This window comes from Acetobacter farinalis (assembly GCF_011516935.1).
Classification (GTDB): Bacteria; Pseudomonadota; Alphaproteobacteria; order Acetobacterales; family Acetobacteraceae; genus Acetobacter; species Acetobacter farinalis.
The window spans coordinates 43,053-62,453 of the sequence record NZ_WOTF01000008.1; the positions used below are offsets into that span (position 1 = coordinate 43,053).

A 19,401-nucleotide genomic window follows, 5' to 3' on the forward strand; every position below is an offset into this window, starting at 1 on the left:
AAAAAAACAGAACCCGCCGGGGGCGGCGAGACAGGCGGTGGCATAACAATACAGGTAATCCCTTGAAGTATCTTTTCATTCACCAGAACTTTCCCGGACAGTATCTTCATCTCGTGCGGCATCTTGTTCAGGTGGGTGGGCATGAGATTGTTTTTATCAGTGAAGATAATGCCAATCTCATTCCCGGCGTCCGGCGTGTGATCTACCGTGTGCCGCGTCCGGCAGCGGAGCAGGCGCACCCCGGCGTGCGGGAGTTCGATCTTGGTCTGGTGCGGGCCGATGCCGTGGCAAAAGCGGCGACCACGCTGAAAAAACTGGGGTTTGAGCCGGATATTATCGTCGGCCATCATGGCTGGGGGGAACTGCTGAATATTCAGGATGTGTTCCCCGGTGTGCCGGTGCTGGGGTATTTCGAGTTTTATTATCATACCGAACCGGGCTTTGATGTGGGGTTTGATCCGGAATTCCCCATGCAGCAGTCCATGATGCCGCTGGTGCGAGCCAAGAATGCCATCAATCTTCTGGCGCTCACGGCCCCCGGTTATGGGCAGACGCCGACGGAATTTCAGAAAGGCGCCTATCCGGAATGGGCGCAGGAGAAGATTACGGTTCTGCGGGAAGGGGTGGATCTGGAAACCTGCCGCCCGGACCCGACAGCGGCGCGCCGGAAGTTCAGCATTGGCGATGTACATGTTTCTCCGAAGGAAAAGCTGATCACGTATGTCTCGCGGGATCTGGAGCCGTATCGGGGGTTTCATGTTTTCATGCGGGCCTTGCCCCGCATTCTCAAGGAACAGCCCAATGCCCGCGTAATCATGGTGGGCGGGGATGGTGTCAGTTACGGCGCGCGTCTGCCCACAGGCTCATGGCGTGAGGTGATGCTGGCTGAACTGGATGGAAAGCTGGACCTCTCCCGCGTCCATTTCGTGGGGAAGGTGGCTTATGATGTGTTCCTTGCCCTGCTTCAGCGTTCTGATGTGCATGTGTATCTGACATATCCGTTTGTGGCGTCCTGGTCCCTGCGGGAAGCAATGGCCGCCGGGTGCGCGATTGTCGGCAGCGCCACGGCTCCGGTTGAGGAATTTATCGAAGATGGCGTAACCGGGCGGCTGGTGCCGTTTACGGAGCCGGACAAGATTGCCGCAGGCGTTCTGGAACTGCTGGCAGACACCCAGACAGCCAAAAAAATGCGTCAGGCCGCGCGGGCCGAGGCCGAGCGGTCTTTGTGCATGAAGGCGTATCTGGCGCAGTATGACGCGTTGATCGAGCGTCTGGTCGCAACGCACAAAGCCGAGGTTGGAGCAGGAACCAGCGGTCAACAGGCTGAAGCAAGACCAGCGTCCATCCGGAAAACCCGGCAGCCAGCCCGGAAAAAAAGCGTGCCTGCATCCCGCATGGCCGCCGCACCTGAACCCGTGCTGCCCAAGCCAGAGAAGATCAGACCAGCGGCAGTCAAGGTGGGTGCCTCCAAAGCAGCAGCCTCCAGAGCAACGCCGTCCAAGCCAGCCGCCGCCAAAACAGCGCTCCCCAAAACCGCGACGTCCAAAAAAACCACCCCGGCCAGAAAAGTCGCGGTCAAACCAGTGGTTCCGACCCGGAAAACCGCGGCTTCTGCAGGCAGGCGCAAAAAATAAGAAGGTGGATCGGGTTTTGTCCTGATCCGCCATCTGTTCTGCTGTTCGTGCAGCGCCTGTTCAGTCCGCCTGTTTCATACAGGAGTTTTAGTATTGGGCAGGAATGGACTGGTTCACCCTGTCCGCCAGCGTGAGGATGAGCTTGCGCATCAGGGTGACAACACCGGACTCCGTGCTGACATCCCCGGTTTCGGAAAGATGGACCCGGTCCTGCGTCAGGGGTTTATGCGGGTCCAGTGGCAGCACGGCCCAGTTTGCGTCCAGCGTGGCGGAACCAGAGGCGTTCACATCAAGGCGCGCAATATTAACCTGTACCCGCAGGCTGGGCGTTTCAGCCAGAGGCTGGTCGGTCACCAGATCCTGCGGGCGCTGGTGGGCGATCTGGCTGGTGATCAGGTCGGTAATGCCCAGTGAGAGCCGGGAAGCCCAGCGGGCATTCGGACTGCGGACGATGACTTCACCATTCCGTACCACAATATCCTGTGAATCGAGATAATCGGGCAGCACTGTCAGGCTGATCCCAATCGTTGGGGTATGGGCGGAAAGAGGGGCTGGCTGCATGGGTTGATCAGACGGCATGCTCAGCGTGTAGATCCGCAGCGGAGGAGAGGCGCAGGAGGCCAGCAGCGCACAGCCTGCAAGCAGGGTCACGCAGGAGAGGCGGCGCAGGGGGAGCATCATGGTGAGCATCATGGGCGGCGTCCCATCAGCAGGAGTTGCGGGTTGCGCTCAACATCGCTGGAAAACCCGCGCAGGGAGGCCGCCGCTGCGGCAATATCGCGCAGGGCGGCGTCAAGATTGGCGCGGTCAATGGAGCGAGGGGAAAGCATGGCCTGAAGCGTATCCAGTGTTTTTGTAGCGGATGCCAGTGTGGCGTGCATGTCCGCACTCCGGCTCGCGAGCTGGTTGGTGCCGGTTTGCAGGAACTGGTCCATTTTCAGGAGGGTTGTGTCCAGCTTGGCCTGAAGGTCGCGGATGGCATCGGTTGTGGCCTGTGCGGTCTCGTGTGAACGGTCCGAGAGGGTTTTGATGCTGGCAATCAGCGGCGGGATGTCGGTGTTCATCTTGTCGCTCAGCGTCCTGATGGAGAGCAGGGTTTCATCCGTGTGGCTGGCTATCTCCTTGACAGGCAACTGGCCCAGCGAGTCCTTCAGGCGCTCTATGGGGGAAAGGCGTGCCGGGATTTCCAGTTCATTCGTAATGCGCGGGTGCAGGATGGCCGGGACAGATTTGTCAAAATCCAGCTCGATGTTGGACTGACCGGTCACAAAACTCTGGAGGTTGAGTTCCGCCCGCAGCCCATTGGCAATCATCTGGTGCATGCCAACAGCCTGCTTGCCCCGTTCATCCGGCACGATATGGACCTGCTCCGGGTCCAGTGTGAGTTCAACCGGGATGTAGGCTTTATGGTCCAGCGGGTCAAAACGCAGGGAAATGCGCTCGACAGAGCCTACCTTCACACCCCGGAAATTCACCGGAGCCCCAACGGAAAGGCCGGTAATGGAGTTCTCGAACACCACCACGGCCTCCCGGGAGGAGGAAAACAGGCGCATGTGACCAAAAAAGACGATAACAGCCAGCGCCAGTGCGCCCCCGCCCAGAACAAATGCGCCGATCAGGGTTTTGCGGTTTGTGCTTCCAGCCATGAACGTTCAGCCCTTTGTCTGATCTGTCGGGGGAAGGTCTGCCTCGCGCTTCATGAAGGCCACGACTTCCGGAATGGTGCAGTGGTCCCGCAAGTCCCGAGGGGAACCATGTGCAATGGGTGTGTGGGTTATTGCATCCAGAAAAATGCCATCATCCGCAATGGCAAACAGGCTTGGCAGTTCGTGGCTGACAATCACGATGGTCGCCCCCAGCCCGTCCCGCAGGGTCAGGATCAGGTCATCCAGCCGGGCGGAGGTAATGGGGTCCAGCCCGGCGGAGGGTTCATCCAGAAACAGGATATCCGGGTTCAGCGCAATGGCGCGGGCCAGCCCCGCGCGCTTGCGCATGCCGCCCGAAATTTCAGAGGGCATCAGGTCAATCGCCTGTTCCATGCCCACAAAACCGAGCTTGAGGTCAACCAGACGGCGGATGTCATCGGCCGGCAGGGAGGTAAGCATTTCCATGGGCAGGGCCACGTTTTCCCCCACTGTCATGGAACTCCACAGGGCCGCACTCTGGAACAGCACGCCAAAATGCAGGTTGATATCCCTGCGCCGCAGCCCGCTTTGTGCCCAGTAGTCTTCCTGCCCTACCAGAATCTGGCCCGCAGTGGGGCGGAGAAGGCCGATCATGCTTTTCAGAAGAGTGCTCTTCCCGCAGCCGGAGCCGCCCATGATCGCAAAGATCGACCCGCGCTTCAGGTCAAACGACACACCTTGCTGAATGACCTTCGGACCAAAGGAGAGGCGCAGGTCCCGCACGGAGATAAGGGTGTCTGCCTGGCTCATTTCAGATCCCCAGAGTATTGGCGAGAATGGCAAAAATGGCATCCATCGCAATAATTCCCACAATGCCGATCACCACGGCACGGGTGGCGGCAATGCCCACATCCGCGGCACTGCGTCCGGCCTTCAGGCCCACACGGCAGGCGGCCAGCCCGATGAAGCAGGCAAAGCAGAAGGATTTGGTGAGCCCGAAGACAAATTCGTGCAGCGGGACACCATTGAACGTGGTGGTGAGATACCCGATCGGGGAGATGTCCATCATGCTGATGGACACCACAAAACCGCCCAGAATGGCGATAAGCGTGCCGTAGATATACAGCAGCGGCATCATCAGCCCGAGCGAGAGAATGGACGGCAGCAGGATGTAGCTGGACACCGGGATACCGAAAACCATCAAGGCATCAATTTCTTCATTGCCCAGCATGGTGGAAATGCGTGCGGCATATGCCCCACCGGTGCGGCCCGCCATGACAATGGCGGTCATGATGGCGGCAATCTCGCGCGCGCAGGCAATGCCAACCAGATTGGCAACATAGATTTCGGCCGCAAAACGCCGCAGTTCAACAAGCCCGACAAAGGCCAGAATGGCCCCCACCAGAAAATTGACCACCCCCACAATCAACAGGGCGGCGGGGCCGGCGTTCCAGATATCGGTCAGCAGATCCTTGGTGCGCATCCCGCTTCTGCCGGTCAGACTCCGGGCGGCTTCACGCGCTGTCTCCAGCGCGAGTTCCGTCACGGTGCCGGTTTCATCCAGAACGGCGAGGGTTCTGGTGCCGACCCGCTCCAGCAGCGGCGGGCGTTGGGGTGGGGGTGCCTTGGTGGCCGCGGTAGCGGGCAGCAGGGCCAGCAGCCGCTGTGCCGCCTGAGGCAGGCCTTCAGGCTCAAAACCCAGGCCAGCGTGTCCTGTGGCCTGCTTTACATCCCACAGGAACGCGACAAGGGCCGAATCCCAGTCGGTCATGCCCTGACAGTCAAAGGTCAGGGTGCCATGGGCCTGTGCCAGCGCATCCGGCGGGAAGGGAGCCAACCCGCCATTCTGCACAGTCCAGGTACCCGCAAGAACCAGCCGGGGGGCGTCAGGCTCTCCCTCCAGCGCCCAGACAGGCTTCTGGAAAGGCTGCCCGGCGCTCTGGCCGGCGGTCTGCCCGGCGTTCTGCAGGGCGGCGTGGGAGGCATGCTCTGTCATAATATGAGACAACAGTAGGGCAGGCATCCGGACCTGACCAGCCCCGTTATGGGACGGGGTGGGTCTGCTCTGAAGGAAAGGCTGCGTGCGCCCGCCATTGCGGCGGCGGAGCGGGTCCGCTAGATGCAGCCGGGATTTGCCGGTTTTACGAGGCCGGTCTTGTGATATCTGACAACGGGAGTTCTTCATGCGACGCAGACGCGGCCGCCCCCTGGATGGCTGGCTGGTGATCGACAAGCCTTCCGGGGTGACATCCACCCAGATGGTCGGTCGGGCCAAACGGATTTTTGATGCGCAGAAAGTCGGGCATGGCGGCACGCTGGACCCGCTGGCCACCGGCCTGCTGCCGCTGGCTTTCGGGGCGGCTACAAAAACCGTGCCGTATATTATGGATGGCACAAAAATCTACCGCTTCACGCTCCGGCTGGGGGAAGCGCGGGATAGTGACGATGCTGATGGCAACGTGACCGCCGTATCCGATGTCCGCCCGACGGATGAGGAACTGCGGGCCGCCCTTCCCGCCCTGACGGGGGACATCATGCAGGTGCCACCGGTGTTTTCCGCGCTGAAAGTTGCCGGAGAACGTGCCTATGACATGGCGCGTGAAGGCCGCCCGCCGGAACTCCCGCCGCGCCCGGCCCGGGTGGACCGGTTCGAGCTGATCGAACGGCCTGATCGGGATACGGCAATTTTTGAAGTCGAATCCGGCAAGGGGGTGTACATGCGCGCCCTGGCGCGGGATGTGGCGCTGGCCTGCGGCACCGTGGGGCACATTACGGCCCTGCGCCGCCTGCGCGTTGGGCCTTTTACGGAGGCGGATGCGATTGTTCTGGACAAAATTGTCCTAAACGACGACAACGCGCATGCCTCACCGGAACTGCTGCGTCCGGTCGCGACCGCGCTGGCCGACATCCCGGCGGTGGCCCTGACCAGAGACGAAGCAGTGTCCTTGTTGCACGGACAGGCGCTCAGCCTTGTCGATCTGATGGATCGTCTCCCCCAGATTGATGAGGACGCACCCATCCGGGCCATGGAAGGGGGGCGCGTACTGGGCCTTTGCCGGCGTGAAGACGGCTTCCTGCGCCCTGTGCGGATTCTCTAGAACCTTCTTTGTACGGAGACATGTGATGTCGATTACCGCAGAACGCCGCACGGCAGTCATCAGCGAATACCAGACGTCCCCCACGGACACTGGTTCACCTGAAGTTCAGGTCGCGATCCTGACCGAGCGTATTGTCAACCTGACCGAGCATCTGAAGACCCACGCGAAGGATTTCCATTCCCGCCGTGGCCTGCTGATTCTCGTTGGCCGTCGTCGCAGCCTGCTCGACTACCTGCGCCGCAAGAGCCAGAGCCGTTATGAAGCGCTGATCGCGCGTCTGGGCCTGCGTCGCTAAGACCAGCGTTCAAGGTGTGGAGGGTGTGGTTGTCGGGTCATTCCGCAAGCCACACCCTTTCCCTTTTTCGGGGCTGTGTGTGATGATAGCTCCACGCGTAAGGGCCATAACGGTCTTTGCGTATGAAACGTAAACAGCCACAGGTCTGAGTGCGGGATCCTGATCCCGGCGGGCCACGGCGTTTCCGACCACATGGCGCCTGGGTGGTTTTGCCACCAGTCACCATGCCGTCCGAGGCGCTGTCCGCTCCATCGGTTCTCCCCGCCTGTTCATGTGGCCATGAATGAAATGTAAGGCAGAACCGTATGTTCAATTACTACCGTAAAGAAATCGAATGGGGCGGCCGTCCGCTGGTGCTGGAAACGGGCAAGATCGCCCGTCAGGCTGATGGCGCTGTGGTTGTCACCTATGGTGAAACTGTTGTCCTGTGTACCGCTGTGGGCGCCAAATCGGTCAAGGCCGGGCAGGACTTCTTCCCGCTGACCGTCAACTATCAGGAAAAAGCCTACGCCGCGGGCAAGATCCCCGGTGGCTTCTTCAAGCGTGAAGGCCGTCCGTCCGAGAACGAGACCCTGGTGTCCCGCCTGATCGACCGCCCGATCCGTCCGCTGTTCCCCGAAGGGTTCCGTAACGAGGTGCAGGTCATTGCCACCGTGCTGGCGCACGATATGGAAAATGACCCCTCCATTCCGGCTCTCATCGGTTGCTCCGCAGCGCTGACGCTCTCTGGCATTCCCTTCTTCGGCCCGGTTGGCGCCGCTCGCGTTGGCTTCAAGGATGGTGCATTCATCCTGAACCCGACGCTTGAGCAGCTGACCGAAACACAGCTTGATCTGGTTGTTGCCGGCACGGAAGAAGGCGTGCTGATGGTGGAATCCGAAGCGTCTGAACTGTCTGAAGACGTGATGCTGGAAGCCGTGACCTTTGGCCACAAGGCTTTCCAGCCGGTGATCGAAGCCATTATCTCCCTGGCTGAACACGCCGCGAAATCCCCTTGGGATCTGCCGGAAGTCTCCAAGGAAGCGCAGAAACTGCGCACCCGCGTTGACAAGATTGGCCGCAAGCTGATTGCGGACGCCTACAAGGAAAAGAAGAAGCAGGCCCGCTACGAAAAGATCGGCGCGGCCAAGGAAGCGATTCTGGCCAAGCTGGCTGAAGAAGAGCTGGATGTTGATGCCGCCAAGCCGATGCTGAAGGATCTGGAAGCAGACGTGGTGCGTTCATCCGTGCTCAAGACCGGCACGCGCATTGACGGGCGTGATCTGGTCACGGTGCGTCCGATTGTGTCTGAAGTCGGTGTGCTGCCGCGCGCTCATGGGTCTTCCCTGTTCACACGTGGTGAAACACAGGCTCTGGTTGTGACCACACTGGGCACGGCGCAGGATGAGCAGGTGATTGATGCGCTTCAGGGCGAATATCGCACCAACTTCATGCTGCACTACAACTTCCCTCCCTACTCCGTGGGGGAATGCGGCCGTATCGGCTCTCCGGGCCGTCGTGAAATCGGGCATGGCAAGCTGGCCTGGCGCGCAATCAACCCGCTGCTGCCTTCCCGTCAGGAATTCCCGTACACCCTGCGTGTGGTGTCTGAAATCACGGAAAGCAATGGCTCTTCCTCCATGGCGACCGTATGCGGCACCTCTCTGGCGCTGATGGATGCCGGTGTGCCGCTGAAGCGCCCTGTGGCGGGCATTGCCATGGGTCTGATCAAGGAAGGTGAAGAGTTCGCCGTTCTGTCCGACATTCTGGGTGATGAAGATCATCTGGGCGACATGGACTTCAAGGTGGCTGGCACCGAACAGGGCGTGACCGCCCTTCAGATGGATATCAAGATTACCTCCATCACGCCGGAAATCATGAAGATCGCGCTTGCTCAGGCCCGCAATGGCCGCATGCACATTCTGGGTGAAATGAGCAAGGCGCTGACGGAAGGCCGTTCAGACGTGTCCTCCACCGCACCGAAAATCACCACCATGACGGTGCCGCGCGAAAAGATCCGTGATGTGATCGGGTCCGGCGGTAAAGTTATTCGTGAGATTGTTGAATATTCCGGTGCGAAGGTTGATATCGGGGATGACGGTACAATCACCATCGCGGCCATGTCTGATGAACAGGCCCAGAAGGCGATTGACCGGATCAACGGGATTGTGGCCGAACCGGAAATTGGCCGCATTTACAACGGTAAGGTTGTAAAAACGGCTGATTTCGGCGCGTTTGTGAATTTCATGGGCGCACGGGATGGTCTGGTTCACATTTCCGAACTTGCACAGGGCCGCGTTGGCAAGACGACAGACGTTGTCAAGCAGGGCGATGAGGTGAAGGTGAAAGTGATCGGGTTTGATGACCGGGGCAAAGTGAAACTGTCCATGCGTGTTGTTGACCAGGAAACTGGGGCTGATGTCACGGAAGCCGTAGGTGCCCGGCCTGCGCGCGCTCCGCGCCGGGATGCTGAGTAAGCATCCCCCAAGGGGCTCCTGAGCAGGAGCCCCTGATCAGAGACCGGCGCTTGCCAGACAATACGATAGGACAGTTATGAAGGCGATCAACACAGTTCGCATGGGGGGCGTGGATGTCCTGCCGCTGGTAGAAGGCGGTAAGGGTGTTTCCGTTTCGACTGGTGCGTCAGCCGGAGCATGGGCTGCTGCCGGTGGGGCCGGTACGGTCTCCATTGTCAATGCGGACAGTTACGATTCAGCCGGAAACCCCGTTCCGCAGATCTATCATGGCCGTACCCGCCGGGAGCGGCATGAGGAACTGGTGGACTACGCCATCCGGGGCGGCATTGCACAGGCGCAGGTCGCGCATGAGATTGCAGGCGGCCGCGGGCGTATCCATGCGAATATCCTGTGGGAAATGGGCTCGGCAGAACGCGTGATTTCCGGCGTGCTGGAAGGGGCCAAAGGCCTGATCCACGGGCTGACCTGTGGCGCGGGCATGCCCTACCGGCTTTCCCACATTGCTGCGGAGTACGGGGTGTATTACTACCCCATCGTCTCGTCCGCACGGGCCTTCAATGCCTTGTGGAAGCGTTCTTATAGCAAGACGTCCGAACTTCTGGGCGGCGTGGTGTATGAAGACCCCTGGCGGGCAGGCGGGCATAACGGCCTGTCCAACACGGAAGATCCGCTTAATCCGGAAGATCCCTACCCCCGCGTGGCGGCTCTGCGCAAACTGATGCGCAGCTTCGGGCTGGATGAAACTCCCATTATCATGGCGGGTGGCGTCTGGTGGCTGGAAGAGTGGGAAGACTGGCTGGATAATCCGGAACTGGGGCCGATTGTGTTCCAGTTCGGCACACGCCCGCTGCTCACGCAGGAAAGCCCGATTCCGCAGGCCTGGAAAAACCGGCTGCTCACCCTGAAAAAGGGTGATGTCTATCTCAACCGTTTCTCCCCTACCGGTTTTTATTCCTCTGCCGTGAATAACAGCTTCATGCAGGAACTGCGTGAGCGTTCCGAGCGGCAGGTTGCCTTCTCACCGGAAGCGCTGGGGGCGCATACTGCGTCGTACGGCGTGGGTGCGCGCAAGCGCGAGGTGTTTGTGGCGGCGGAAGACCTCCAGCGCATTCACGGATGGGAAGCGCAGGGCTTTACAGAAGCCATGCGCACCCCGGACTCCACGCTGATTTTTGTGACACCTGACCGCGCACGCGAGATCATGGCGGACCAGATTGATTGCATGGGCTGTCTTTCCGAATGCAAGTTCTCCAACTGGAGCCAGAACGCCCCGAACTATTCCACCGGGCATAAGGCTGATCCGCGCTCCTTCTGCATCCAGAAAACGCTTCAGACCGTGGCGCACGCCAGCGGGCCGGAAGCGGAGGATGCGATGGACCATAACCTGATGTTCGGCGGCACCAATGCGTGGCGTTTTGCAACAGACCCGTTCTACGCCAACGGCTTTGTGCCGACGGTGGGGCAACTGGTTGAACGGATCATGACGGGGCGTTAAATCCCGCGCCATTGCTTCAAAAAAGCCCGCCAGCTTTGTGTCTGGCGGGCTTTTTTTGCCTTCGGCTCCGGCACACTGGGCCTTGGCCGAAGGCGGCTTTACCGGGCGGGCCCAGGCCGGGCCTTATTGGCCGGCGCGGGCAATCTTCCTGTCGGTTTCATACTGGCTCAGTGCGTAGACAGACCAGATGGCAGCCGGAATCCAGCCGATAATCGTAATCTGCAAAAACAGGCAGATAAGGCCGGAGAACGGCCGACCGATGGTGAAGAACTGAAGCCAGGGCAGCAGCAGGGCAAGAAGCAGACGCATGATGATAAGAGACTCCCATGGAGAGGCATGACGCCAATACGGGCAGGATGGCGGTCCGGCGTGAGGAAAACAAGCCCGGTGCGCGGCCCTAGGTGCCTCGGCCTTTGTGTGCTAGAACAACATGCAGGGTACACCGTGCGGTGTGCCCTTACGCGTTTTAAGGCGCGCCCCGCGTTTGGGCAGGGTGCGCGGCCATGAACAAGACGGATGGACCTTGACCGAGATTTCTGACCAGCCGGGATCGCCGGTACCCTCTGACCTTATTCCTGTCACCATTGAGGAGGAAATGCGCTCCTCCTACCTCGCGTATGCGATGTCGGTGATTGTCAGCCGCGCTCTGCCTGATGTGCGTGATGGCCTCAAGCCGGTGCACCGGCGCATTCTGTACGCCATGCACGAAAGCGGATTTACGCACGATAAACCTTACCGCAAATCGGCCCGTGCGGTCGGTGAGGTGATGGGTAAATACCATCCGCATGGTGACGCCTCCATTTATGATGCCATGGTGCGTATGGCGCAGTCTTGGTCCATGCGCGTCAAGCTGATTGACGGGCAGGGGAACTTCGGTTCCGTGGACGGAGACAGCCCGGCAGCCATGCGTTATACGGAAGCGCGTCTGGCCAAGGCCTCGACCTTCCTGCTGACGGATATTGACCGCGATACAGTCGATTTCCAGCCGAACTATGATGAAAGCGAGCATGAGCCAACGGTTCTGCCCGCAGCCTTCCCCAATCTGCTCATCAATGGCGCGACCGGCATTGCGGTGGGGATGGCCACCAACATCCCGCCGCATAATCCATCAGAAGTGATTGATGCGACACTCGCGCTGATCGAAAAGCCCGAGATGGATCTGGAAGAACTGATGCAGTACGTGCCGGGGCCTGATTTCCCGACCGGTGGCATCATTCTCGGGCGATCCGGGATTCGCAGCGCGTTCGCCACAGGCCGTGGCGCCGTGATTATCCGCGCCCGGGCTGAAGTTGAGGAAATCCGCAAGGACCGCAAGGCCATTATCATCACGGAAATTCCGTATCAGGTGAACAAGGCCACCCTGCAGGAGCGCATTGCCGATCTGGTGCGCAACAAGCAGATTGAAGGCATTGCGGATATCCGTGATGAATCTGACCGCTCCGGCATGCGCGTGGTGATTGAAATCAAGCGCGATGCCACGCCGGAAGTGGTGCTGAACCAGTTGTATCGCTTCACCCAGCTTCAGACCTCCTTCGGGGTGAACATGCTGGCGCTGGATGGCGGGCAGCCGCGTCTGATGGGGCTGAAAGACGTCCTTCAGGCCTTTATTGCCTTCCGTGAGGAAGTCATTCTGCGCCGGTCCCGCTTTGACCTGAACAAGGCGCGGGATCGCGGGCATATTCTGGTTGGTCTGGTCATTGCCGTTGCCAACATTGATGCGGTCATTGCGCTGATCCGCGCTGCACCCGATGCCGCCAGCGCGCGTGAAGCCCTGATTGCCGCAACCTGGGATGCCGGAGATGTGGCGCCGCTGCTGGCGCTGATCCATGATGATGGCAATCAGGTTGTGGATGGCAAGGTCCGCCTGACGGAAGCCCAGGCCCGCGGTATTCTGGAATTGCGCCTGCAGCGCCTGACCGGGCTTGAGCGGGACAAGATTCAGGGCGAACTTTCCGAAGTTGCCATTCGTATCAACACATTGCTGGAAATTATCGGCAGCCATGTCCGCCGCATGGAAGTGCTGCGTGATGAAATGATGCTGGCCCGCGCTGAACTTGCGACACCGCGTGCCACCGAAATTTCCGATTACGCCGGAGATCAGGATGATGAAAGCCTGATTGAACCCGGCCAGATGGTTGTCACCATCACGCGTGAAGGCTTCATCAAGCGCACACCGCTGGATGTGTATCGCGCCCAGAACCGGGGTGGCCGTGGCCGCACCGGGGCCGGGACACGCGGTGATGATATTCTGGTCCGCTCCTTCAATGCGCATACGCACCAGTGGGTGATGTTCTTCTCCTCCGGTGGGAAGGCGTATCGGGAAAAAGTGTGGCGTCTGCCTGAAGCCAGCCCCACGGCCAAGGGCCGCGCGCTGGTGAACCTGCTGCCTGATCTGGGGTCGGACACGATTACGGCCGTGCTGCCTCTGCCGCATGATGAGGAGCTGTGGGAATCCCTGCACCTTGTCTTCGCGACAGCCAGCGGCGGCGTGCGCCGCAACCGCCTGAGTGACTTCCGCAACATCCGTTCTTCCGGGCTGATTGCCATGAAGCTGGATGAAGGGGACAGGCTGATTGGTGTGGCCACCTGCCGCGAAGGGCAGGATGTGTTCCTGGCCACCCGCAAGGCTCGTTGTATCCGCTTCCAGATTACGGATGAAACATTGCGCGTGTTTGCAGGCCGTGGGTCTTCGGGCGTGCGCGGTATCCGTCTGGCGGAAGGGGATGAAGTGATCAGCCTTGCCGTGCTCAACCATGTTGACGCCACGGTGGAGGAACGCTCGGCTTACCTGCGGATGGCCAATGCCAAACGCCGTGCTGAAAATGCCGTTGAGGGTGAGGAAGAGTCCGAAACCCCGGTGGTTGATGCGGATGAAGAGGAAACCACATCCGGTTCTGAACTGCTCACACCTGAGCGCTTCGCCCAGCTTGAAGCCGCGGAGGAAATTCTGCTGGTGGTAAGCGATGGCGGGTTTGGCCGCCGCTCTTCCGCGTATGATTACCGCGTGAGCGGGCGTGGTGGGCAGGGCATTACCAACATGACGTTCTCGCCCAACAAGCGCGGCACGGAAGTGGCTGCCACCCTTCAGGTGCTTGATGGAACGGATGTGATGCTGGTGACGGATGCAGGCCGCCTGATCCGTGTGCCGGTTGATCAGGTGCGTGTCATGTCGCGTCAGGCCAGCGGTGTCACGCTCTTCCGCCTGAATGAGGATGAACGCGTGAGCAGCGTCTTCCCGGTTATGGAAGATGAAGAAACCGGAGAGACGGAAGGGGCCGCACCGCCTGCGGTCAGTTCCTCTCCTGCGGCGGGTCCTGATGACGCGTCCGCATCACCGGATGAAGGCGCGTGACCAAGAGCGTGTGTGCCGAGCCTCGGCGCATAGGCTTTTACGCGGGGACATTTGACCCCGTGACCGCCGGGCATCTGGACGTGATCGAGCGTGCAGCCCGGCTGGTGGACCGCCTGGTGATTGGTGTTGCGAAAAACCCGGGCAAAAATCCGCTCATGCCGCTGGAAGAACGTGTGGCCTGTGTGGAGGAAGCCCTGCCCGCCATTGCCAGCCGGGTGGAGGGAGATCTGAAAGTGGTCTCCTTCAATTCCCTGCTGGTGGAAGCCGTGCGCGCCCATGGGGCTTCGCTTATTTTCCGTGGCCTGCGAGTGCTGACGGATTTCGACTATGAAATTCAGATGTCCGGCGTGAACCGCCGTCTGGCCCCGGACATTGAAACTGTTTTTCTCATGGCGTCTGAACGGACACAGTTCATTTCATCACGCCTTGTGAAAGAAATTGCCGGGTATCACGGAGATATTTCCGAATTCGTGACACCCGGCACACAAAAACGCCTGCTCGCCCGGCTGAAGGCGCGGGCAGGGGGGTAACAGGCCCACAGTGCTGTTACCGAGTGTTCAAGGAGAAGTTTTATGACCGCCGACACAGATAAAAATGATCTGATTTATATGGACGTGCCCGAAGGCCGCGTGGTCATCCGCCTGCGTTCGGACATTGCTCCCCTCGCGGCTGAGCGTATCCGCACGCTGTCCGCTCAGGGCTTTTACGATAACGTGCCGTTCCATCGCGTTATTTCAGGCTTTATGGCTCAGGCGGGTGACCCGACGGGTACCGGCATGGGCGGCAGTGATCTGCCGGACCTGAAAGCCGAATTCACGCGGGATGCCAAATTCCTGCGCGGCACTGTGGGCATGGCCCGCACGTCTGACCCGAACAGCGCGAACAGCCAGTTCTTCATCATGTTCGAGCCCTCCCCGCATCTGGATGGCCAGTACACCATTGTGGGTGATGTGATTGAAGGCATGGAGCACATTGACAAAATCAAGCGTGGCTCTGGTGGTTCCGGCGTGGTGAAGGACCCGGACCTGATCAAAAGCATGCGTCCGGCTTCTGCTGAAAACGCCTGATTTTATCAGACTGTTTTTTGCGTCTGAAAAATGCGGTCTCTTCGGGGCCGCATTTTTTTTATGCGGGTTTTTCTCTGTGCTCCACAAAGTCGGCGCTCTCTGCGTGCGGGGCGATGCATTCCGGGAGCAGGCAGGGGGCCGCAGGATGAAGTGTGGTGGCCTGAGGCGGGGCAGGAACATGCAGTGCCCGCCCGTGATTCCGGAATGCGGGGAAAAGAATCCTTTTTTCAGGACTGAAAGCGGTCTCTTCGCTTGACACCACAGGAATGATCCGTCTAGACAGCGTTCCAGCAAACACATCCCGCCGCTCAGGCTGCTGATGCTGTGTGCTGAACCAATAATGTGAGCCGGTAGCTCAGTCGGTAGAGCATTCGACTTTTAATCGAATGGTCGAGGGTTCGAGTCCCTCCCGGCTCACCATTGTGTTTTTCCCCTGATATACTCAAAAGCTTCTCTGCCCTTCCGGGTCATGGCAGGTCTTTGTCCCATGGCGGGGTGTCGTCATACTGTTCGGCGAGAAAATCGATCATTGCCCGCACTTTCAGCGGTGTGGTCAGGCCGGGTGCATAAACGGCATGGAGTGCTGGGCCGGGGGTGGGTGGTGCGTCCAGCGCCAGCGCCTTCAGGCTGCCGTTCCGCAGCGCATCCGCCACGATAAAAGTCGGCTGGTAGATAATCCCCTGTCCGGCAATGGCAGCTTCACGCAGCACATCTCCATTGTTGGCGCAGAGCGGGCCGGAAACAAGAACGGATTTTTCGCCCTTTTCTCCAAAAGACCAGCGTGAGGCACCGCCCACTGTCTCGCTCAGCGTGTAGCCCAGGCAGGCATGCTGGCTCAGTTCAGCCAGTGTGGCAGGCGTTCCGGCCTCTTTCAGATAGGCGGGGGCGGCGCACACCACCATGCTGATGGTGGCAAGCCTGCGCATACGCAGGGTGCTGGAGGCCATGTGGCGGACCCGCAGGGTGAGATCCCACCCTTCCTCAATCAGGTCTACCGTGCGGTCATTCACGCCCAGTTCTACGGTGACCAGCGGGTATCGCTTGCTGAATTCCGGCAGGAGCGGAGCAAGATAACGAATGGCGAAGGAAACCGGTGCATTCAGCCGCAGAAGGCCACGGGGTTCGCGTCGCTGCTCCGTAACGGTCTGTTCAATATCTTCCAGTTCCGGGAGAATTTTCTGGCAGCCTTCCAGAAACAGGCGGCCAGCCTCCGTCAGGGAAAGCTTTCGGGTGCTTCTGTGAAAAAGCATGCTGCCCAAACGGGTTTCCAGAGCCGTGATATGCTTTGTCACCATTGTCTGGGAAAGGGAGAGAGCCCGCCCGGCCCCGGTAAAGCTGCCGGTTGCGACAACTTTTACAAAAACCTGCATGCTTGTAATGCGGTCGAGCATAAAAACTCACAAGGTCAGGGCCAGCACATCCGCCCTCTGCCTGAGTGGCGGTCTGGTCAGTGTTCCCCGGCTCGGGCATTGGCGCAAGCCCCAACGCAAACACCCGGGTGACGGAAAACCATCACCCGGGAGCAAAAGGGGGTATCAGCCACCGTTAGCGGGGCATGGGGCGCTGAGGGTAGTAGTGATTATTGCCGTTGTCGTGGTGGTTATAGTTCCAGTTGGAGCGATCCCCGTGGTGATGATGGTAGCGGCCACCGGCACAGCCTGCGAGTATCAGGGGAGCAATAAGACAAAGACCAAAAACAATATGCTTCATGAGAACCTCCATGTCATAAATATTCCGTGGGAATCACGGCAACTCTGCGGCAATATTCAAGCCTGATAAAAGCAAAGTCACTAAAAATTCTTCCGTTTTGTGAATAAAACGTATTTTTCTTTGTCAGACCTGCGGAATGATGCAAAAAAAGAGCCCGCCGCGCCAAGGCGGCTGTGTGCAGGGAGTAATAAAAAGCCCGTGTCGGGAAACAGAATGGCGCGCAGGGTACTCTCCTGCCTTGTGCTGACGCAGGTACTGGCCTCTCAGGCTGCTCTTCTTTCCGCAAGCAGGGTGTTTGCTGCGGAAAGCGGTGTGGATGGCCTGCATGCTGCTCCCCTCCAGTCTGTTACGCGTGATGGTCTTGGCCAGCAGGAGGACGGAGCCTCCGCACATCGGCTTTTCCTGCCCTTTGATGCACAGACTGGTGTTGCCGCCTTCTGGTCGGGTCCGGATTTCATTGTGGTGGCAGACCGTGCCGTGCCGGTTCTGGCGCATGGGCATGGTGGCAGCGACATTTTTTCCAGTCTGGATGTCACGGTGCTGGATACCGCAACGCTTGTGCGCTTGCATCTGCCTGCGCACCCCTTGCTCGCCCTGCTCCGCGAGCCGGACGGCTGGAGCGTGCAGGCTGAAAGCCCGGCGTCTCCGCTCAGTCCGGCACCTGTTTCCCGACCCGGCGCGATTTTGTTTCCCCTGAAGCAGCCGGGGTGGGTGGTCTCGTTGCCTGATCCAGCCTCCGGCGGCCGCCTGCTGATTGCAACCGCCCGGGTAGGGAGCGGTCGCACGGAACAGGTGCGGCGGGCTGTGGGCTATAGCGTGCAGCCCTCGCTTCAGGGCGTGGTGATTGCGGCGGACTCCGGTCAGATTGCCCTGCGCGCCACGCCGGAGGGCGCGGTGGTGGATGCGGTGGCGCTGCACGCGCTGCCGGTTGGAGATACTCCCGCCCCTCTTTCTGCAGGGGCGCACGGGCAGGACTGGGCATGGCTTGGCCTGCAGGATGCGCCGGAAGATACACTGCGCACCCGCATGCAGGCGCAGGTGTCGGCAGCTTTGCGCGCCGGGGCCGGGCTGAGTGCGGAAAAGCGTCTGGCCGCAGCACAGGCCGCCTTTGCCGCAGGCCAGCCGGCGCAGGCATTGCAAGTGTTGGAGGCCAGCGGCGCATCGCCCACCACCGCAGGTGGCGGGTCTGTTCTGGCGTCTGTCATGCAGCGAGTGACCGGCGGGGCAGAGGAGGTGAAAACTGCAACAGCCTTCCTGCGCGCGGCCTCCGCCCTGCTGGCAGGGCACCCCACCCGGGCGCAGGTGCTGGACGGACCAGATTTTGGCGATTCCCCGCAAACCCGTGTTTGGCGTGGTCTGTATCTGATGCAAACAGGAGGAGACAGCCGTACGGCCTCCCTCCTGCTGGCGACCGGATTTGAGCAGGTGCGGGCCTATCCGGCTCCGGTGCGTGCTTTGCTTCTTCCGCAAATGGCCACTTATGTCGCCCGGTTTGGAGATGCTGCTGCTATGGCCCTGCCGGGCACCCTGCCGGATGACAGTCTTTATGATCTCCCCCGCGCCCTGCTTCAGGCGCGCGGCGGGAATGTGGAAACCGCGCGTGTCGCACTGGAAAATCTGACAGCCTCCTCCTCCCCTCGCATAGCCGCCTATGCCCGTGCGGCGCTGGTCGGGCTGATGCTGGAGCATGATATGCTGGCTCCGGCTACGGCGGTGCAGGCCTATGGCAAACTTCTGGAAAATGAGGGGCAGCCCGGCGCACTCCCCGCTGGCCCGAAAGCCGTGACGGCGCTGGGGCTGGCCCATGCCCTGACTGTGACGGGAAAAGTGCAGGCGGCTCTGGCGGTGCTGGACGGCCTGCATGCCGGGCCGGACATCCCGCAGGATGTGCTGGCCGCAGCGTATCAGACAGCCTTGCGGGATCTCATTTTCCCGCCCGCTGGGCAGGAGCAGGTCCTGAAGCCTGCCGCGCGGCTTGCTCTCGTCGGCTCCCATCTGTCCCGTGTGGATGAGGGGGGCAAAAAGGCAAAACTGTTGGTAGGGTATGGGCGACTGCTGCTGGCCGCAGGCCAGCCAGACGCGGCAGCCCGGGCATTCAGTCAGGCGGTGGCCCTTCAGGCGGAGCCTGTAGCTCGTGCGGAGGCGGAGGATTTTCTGGCGCAGGCCGGATTGCAGGCCCGCCGGCCCGCTCTGGCGCAGAAGGCGCTGGATCGTGCGACAGCCCCCGCCATGCCGGGAGATCTGGCCACCCAGCGCACCTATGACGCCGCCCGTCTGGCCGCCGCCAGCGGAGACCCCGGCAAGGCCCTTCGGCTGCTGGCGGAGGATGAGTCCGATGCCGGGCTGGACCTGCGTGGGCAGTTATATGAATCCGCACACCGGTGGGGGGAGGCTGTGCAGGTTGTCGGGCGTCTGGCCAGCCGGGGGCTGCCGGAGCAGGGCGGGCTTACGGAGCCGCAGCGCAATCTGGCCCTGCGTCTGGCAACCGATGCCGCCGCCGCGCACGATTCGGAAACACTGGTTCGCCTGAAGGACTGGCTGGCAGGCCGCACGCTGGGGCGTGAGCGCGATGCGCTTCTGGCCATGAAATTCCAGGAAATCACGCCGCATAACCCCGCGCATTGAGAAGGGTGTGTGCACTTTTGTGACGGTTTTTGGAAAAAATGCAC

The 19,401-nt window shown here is 60.5% G+C and carries 16 protein-coding genes and 1 tRNA gene; 10 read left to right on the forward strand and 7 right to left on the reverse strand.

What is annotated here, in order from left to right; genetic code table 11:
• Nucleotides 1-62: 62 nt before the first annotated feature.
• A complete protein-coding gene (locus GOB82_RS08525; RefSeq protein ID WP_166122106.1) occupies nucleotides 63-1,634 on the forward strand; it encodes a glycosyltransferase family 4 protein in 1,572 nt (523 codons plus the stop codon).
• An 87-nt stretch (nucleotides 1,635-1,721) separates the two neighbouring features.
• Here GOB82_RS08525 and GOB82_RS08530 read toward each other — a convergent pair whose 3' ends face one another.
• From GOB82_RS08530 to GOB82_RS08545, 4 genes are read right to left on the reverse strand one after another with little or no spacing between them, the layout of a single operon-like run.
• Nucleotides 1,722-2,327, reverse strand: coding sequence for a PqiC family protein (locus tag GOB82_RS08530; protein WP_242007290.1), 606 nt, complete (start codon nucleotides 2,325-2,327; stop codon nucleotides 1,722-1,724).
• Nucleotides 2,324-3,280, reverse strand: coding sequence for an MlaD family protein (locus GOB82_RS08535; RefSeq protein ID WP_166122108.1), 957 nt, complete (start codon nucleotides 3,278-3,280; stop codon nucleotides 2,324-2,326). Before GOB82_RS08535 ends, GOB82_RS08530 begins: the two co-directional genes overlap by 4 nt.
• 6 nt (nucleotides 3,281-3,286) lie before the next feature.
• Nucleotides 3,287-4,069, reverse strand: coding sequence for an ABC transporter ATP-binding protein (locus GOB82_RS08540; RefSeq protein ID WP_166122110.1), 783 nt, complete (start codon nucleotides 4,067-4,069; stop codon nucleotides 3,287-3,289).
• A 1-nt stretch (nucleotide 4,070) separates the two neighbouring features.
• On the reverse strand, nucleotides 4,071-5,255 hold the full coding sequence (locus GOB82_RS08545; protein WP_166122168.1) for an MlaE family ABC transporter permease: 1,185 nt from the start codon (nucleotides 5,253-5,255) through the stop codon (nucleotides 4,071-4,073).
• Between the two features lie 187 nt (nucleotides 5,256-5,442).
• Here GOB82_RS08545 and truB point away from each other — a divergent pair, with 187 nt between their 5' ends.
• The 4 genes from truB (at nucleotide 5,443) to GOB82_RS08565 (ending at nucleotide 10,603) form a co-directional block, all read left to right on the forward strand.
• The gene (gene truB / locus GOB82_RS08550) at nucleotides 5,443-6,357 is read left to right on the forward strand and encodes a tRNA pseudouridine(55) synthase TruB (RefSeq protein ID WP_166122112.1); all 915 of its coding nucleotides are present in this window, start codon (nucleotides 5,443-5,445) and stop codon (nucleotides 6,355-6,357) included.
• Nucleotides 6,358-6,382: 25 nt separating this feature from the next.
• Complete coding sequence (rpsO, locus tag GOB82_RS08555; protein ID WP_166122114.1) at nucleotides 6,383-6,652, forward strand: 30S ribosomal protein S15; 270 nt, start codon at nucleotides 6,383-6,385, stop codon at nucleotides 6,650-6,652.
• A 305-nt stretch (nucleotides 6,653-6,957) separates the two neighbouring features.
• Nucleotides 6,958-9,108 (forward strand): polyribonucleotide nucleotidyltransferase, encoded by a 2,151-nt coding sequence (gene pnp, locus GOB82_RS08560; protein WP_166122116.1) that lies wholly within the window; start codon nucleotides 6,958-6,960, stop codon nucleotides 9,106-9,108.
• A gap of 76 nt (nucleotides 9,109-9,184) precedes the next feature.
• Nucleotides 9,185-10,603: an NAD(P)H-dependent flavin oxidoreductase gene (locus GOB82_RS08565; RefSeq protein WP_166122118.1), complete on the forward strand. Its 1,419-nt coding sequence runs from the start codon at nucleotides 9,185-9,187 to the stop codon at nucleotides 10,601-10,603.
• A 123-nt stretch (nucleotides 10,604-10,726) separates the two neighbouring features.
• Here the strand turns inward: GOB82_RS08565 and GOB82_RS08570 are convergent, their stop codons facing one another.
• Entirely contained in the window at nucleotides 10,727-10,912 is a 186-nt protein-coding gene (locus GOB82_RS08570; protein WP_166122120.1) for a YqaE/Pmp3 family membrane protein, read from the reverse strand.
• A gap of 214 nt (nucleotides 10,913-11,126) precedes the next feature.
• Between GOB82_RS08570 and gyrA the strand changes: the two genes are divergently transcribed.
• The 4 genes from gyrA to GOB82_RS08590 all read left to right on the forward strand — a co-directional run bounded on the left by gyrA (nucleotide 11,127) and on the right by GOB82_RS08590 (nucleotide 15,442).
• Nucleotides 11,127-13,955 carry a DNA gyrase subunit A gene (gene gyrA, locus GOB82_RS08575; protein ID WP_242007292.1) on the forward strand — a complete coding sequence of 943 codons (2,829 nt, stop codon included), beginning with the start codon at nucleotides 11,127-11,129 and terminating at the stop codon, nucleotides 13,953-13,955.
• Entirely contained in the window at nucleotides 13,952-14,485 is a 534-nt protein-coding gene (gene coaD / locus GOB82_RS08580; RefSeq protein WP_265794519.1) for a pantetheine-phosphate adenylyltransferase, read from the forward strand. The genes gyrA and coaD overlap by 4 nt, the downstream gene beginning before the upstream one ends.
• A 42-nt stretch (nucleotides 14,486-14,527) precedes the next feature.
• Nucleotides 14,528-15,022 carry a peptidylprolyl isomerase gene (locus GOB82_RS08585; protein WP_166122122.1) on the forward strand — a complete coding sequence of 165 codons (495 nt, stop codon included), beginning with the start codon at nucleotides 14,528-14,530 and terminating at the stop codon, nucleotides 15,020-15,022.
• Between the two features lie 344 nt (nucleotides 15,023-15,366).
• Nucleotides 15,367-15,442: transfer RNA gene (locus GOB82_RS08590), tRNA-Lys, on the forward strand.
• A 47-nt stretch (nucleotides 15,443-15,489) separates the two neighbouring features.
• Here the strand turns inward: GOB82_RS08590 and GOB82_RS08595 are convergent.
• Nucleotides 15,490-16,413 (reverse strand): LysR family transcriptional regulator, encoded by a 924-nt coding sequence (locus tag GOB82_RS08595; RefSeq protein ID WP_166122124.1) that lies wholly within the window; start codon nucleotides 16,411-16,413, stop codon nucleotides 15,490-15,492.
• Between the two features lie 154 nt (nucleotides 16,414-16,567).
• Nucleotides 16,568-16,732: a hypothetical protein gene (locus GOB82_RS08600; RefSeq protein ID WP_166122126.1), complete on the reverse strand. Its 165-nt coding sequence runs from the start codon at nucleotides 16,730-16,732 to the stop codon at nucleotides 16,568-16,570.
• A 213-nt stretch (nucleotides 16,733-16,945) separates the two neighbouring features.
• On the opposite strand from GOB82_RS08600, the gene GOB82_RS08605 reads away from it, so the two are divergent.
• Complete coding sequence (locus tag GOB82_RS08605) at nucleotides 16,946-19,357, forward strand: hypothetical protein (protein ID WP_166122128.1); 2,412 nt, start codon at nucleotides 16,946-16,948, stop codon at nucleotides 19,355-19,357.
• Nucleotides 19,358-19,401 lie beyond the last annotated feature (44 nt).

Bases quoted from the DNA above. Each gene is read 5' to 3' on its own strand.
- GOB82_RS08530 (WP_242007290.1), bottom strand. From the start codon at position 2,327: ATGATGCTCACCATGATGCTCCCCCTGCGCCGCCTCTCCTGCGTGACC.
- GOB82_RS08535 (WP_166122108.1), bottom strand. From the start codon at position 3,280: ATGGCTGGAAGCACAAACCGCAAAACCCTGATCGGCGCATTTGTTCTG.
- GOB82_RS08540 (WP_166122110.1), bottom strand. From the start codon at position 4,069: ATGAGCCAGGCAGACACCCTTATCTCCGTGCGGGACCTGCGCCTCTCC.
- GOB82_RS08545 (WP_166122168.1), bottom strand. From the start codon at position 5,255: ATGACAGAGCATGCCTCCCACGCCGCCCTGCAGAACGCCGGGCAGACC.
- truB (WP_166122112.1), top strand. From the start codon at position 5,443: ATGCGACGCAGACGCGGCCGCCCCCTGGATGGCTGGCTGGTGATCGAC.
- rpsO (WP_166122114.1), top strand. From the start codon at position 6,383: ATGTCGATTACCGCAGAACGCCGCACGGCAGTCATCAGCGAATACCAG.
- pnp (WP_166122116.1), top strand. From the start codon at position 6,958: ATGTTCAATTACTACCGTAAAGAAATCGAATGGGGCGGCCGTCCGCTG.
- GOB82_RS08565 (WP_166122118.1), top strand. From the start codon at position 9,185: ATGAAGGCGATCAACACAGTTCGCATGGGGGGCGTGGATGTCCTGCCG.
- GOB82_RS08570 (WP_166122120.1), bottom strand. From the start codon at position 10,912: ATGCGTCTGCTTCTTGCCCTGCTGCTGCCCTGGCTTCAGTTCTTCACC.
- GOB82_RS08585 (WP_166122122.1), top strand. From the start codon at position 14,528: ATGACCGCCGACACAGATAAAAATGATCTGATTTATATGGACGTGCCC.
- GOB82_RS08595 (WP_166122124.1), bottom strand. From the start codon at position 16,413: ATGCTCGACCGCATTACAAGCATGCAGGTTTTTGTAAAAGTTGTCGCA.
- GOB82_RS08600 (WP_166122126.1), bottom strand. From the start codon at position 16,732: ATGAAGCATATTGTTTTTGGTCTTTGTCTTATTGCTCCCCTGATACTC.
- GOB82_RS08605 (WP_166122128.1), top strand. From the start codon at position 16,946: ATGGCGCGCAGGGTACTCTCCTGCCTTGTGCTGACGCAGGTACTGGCC.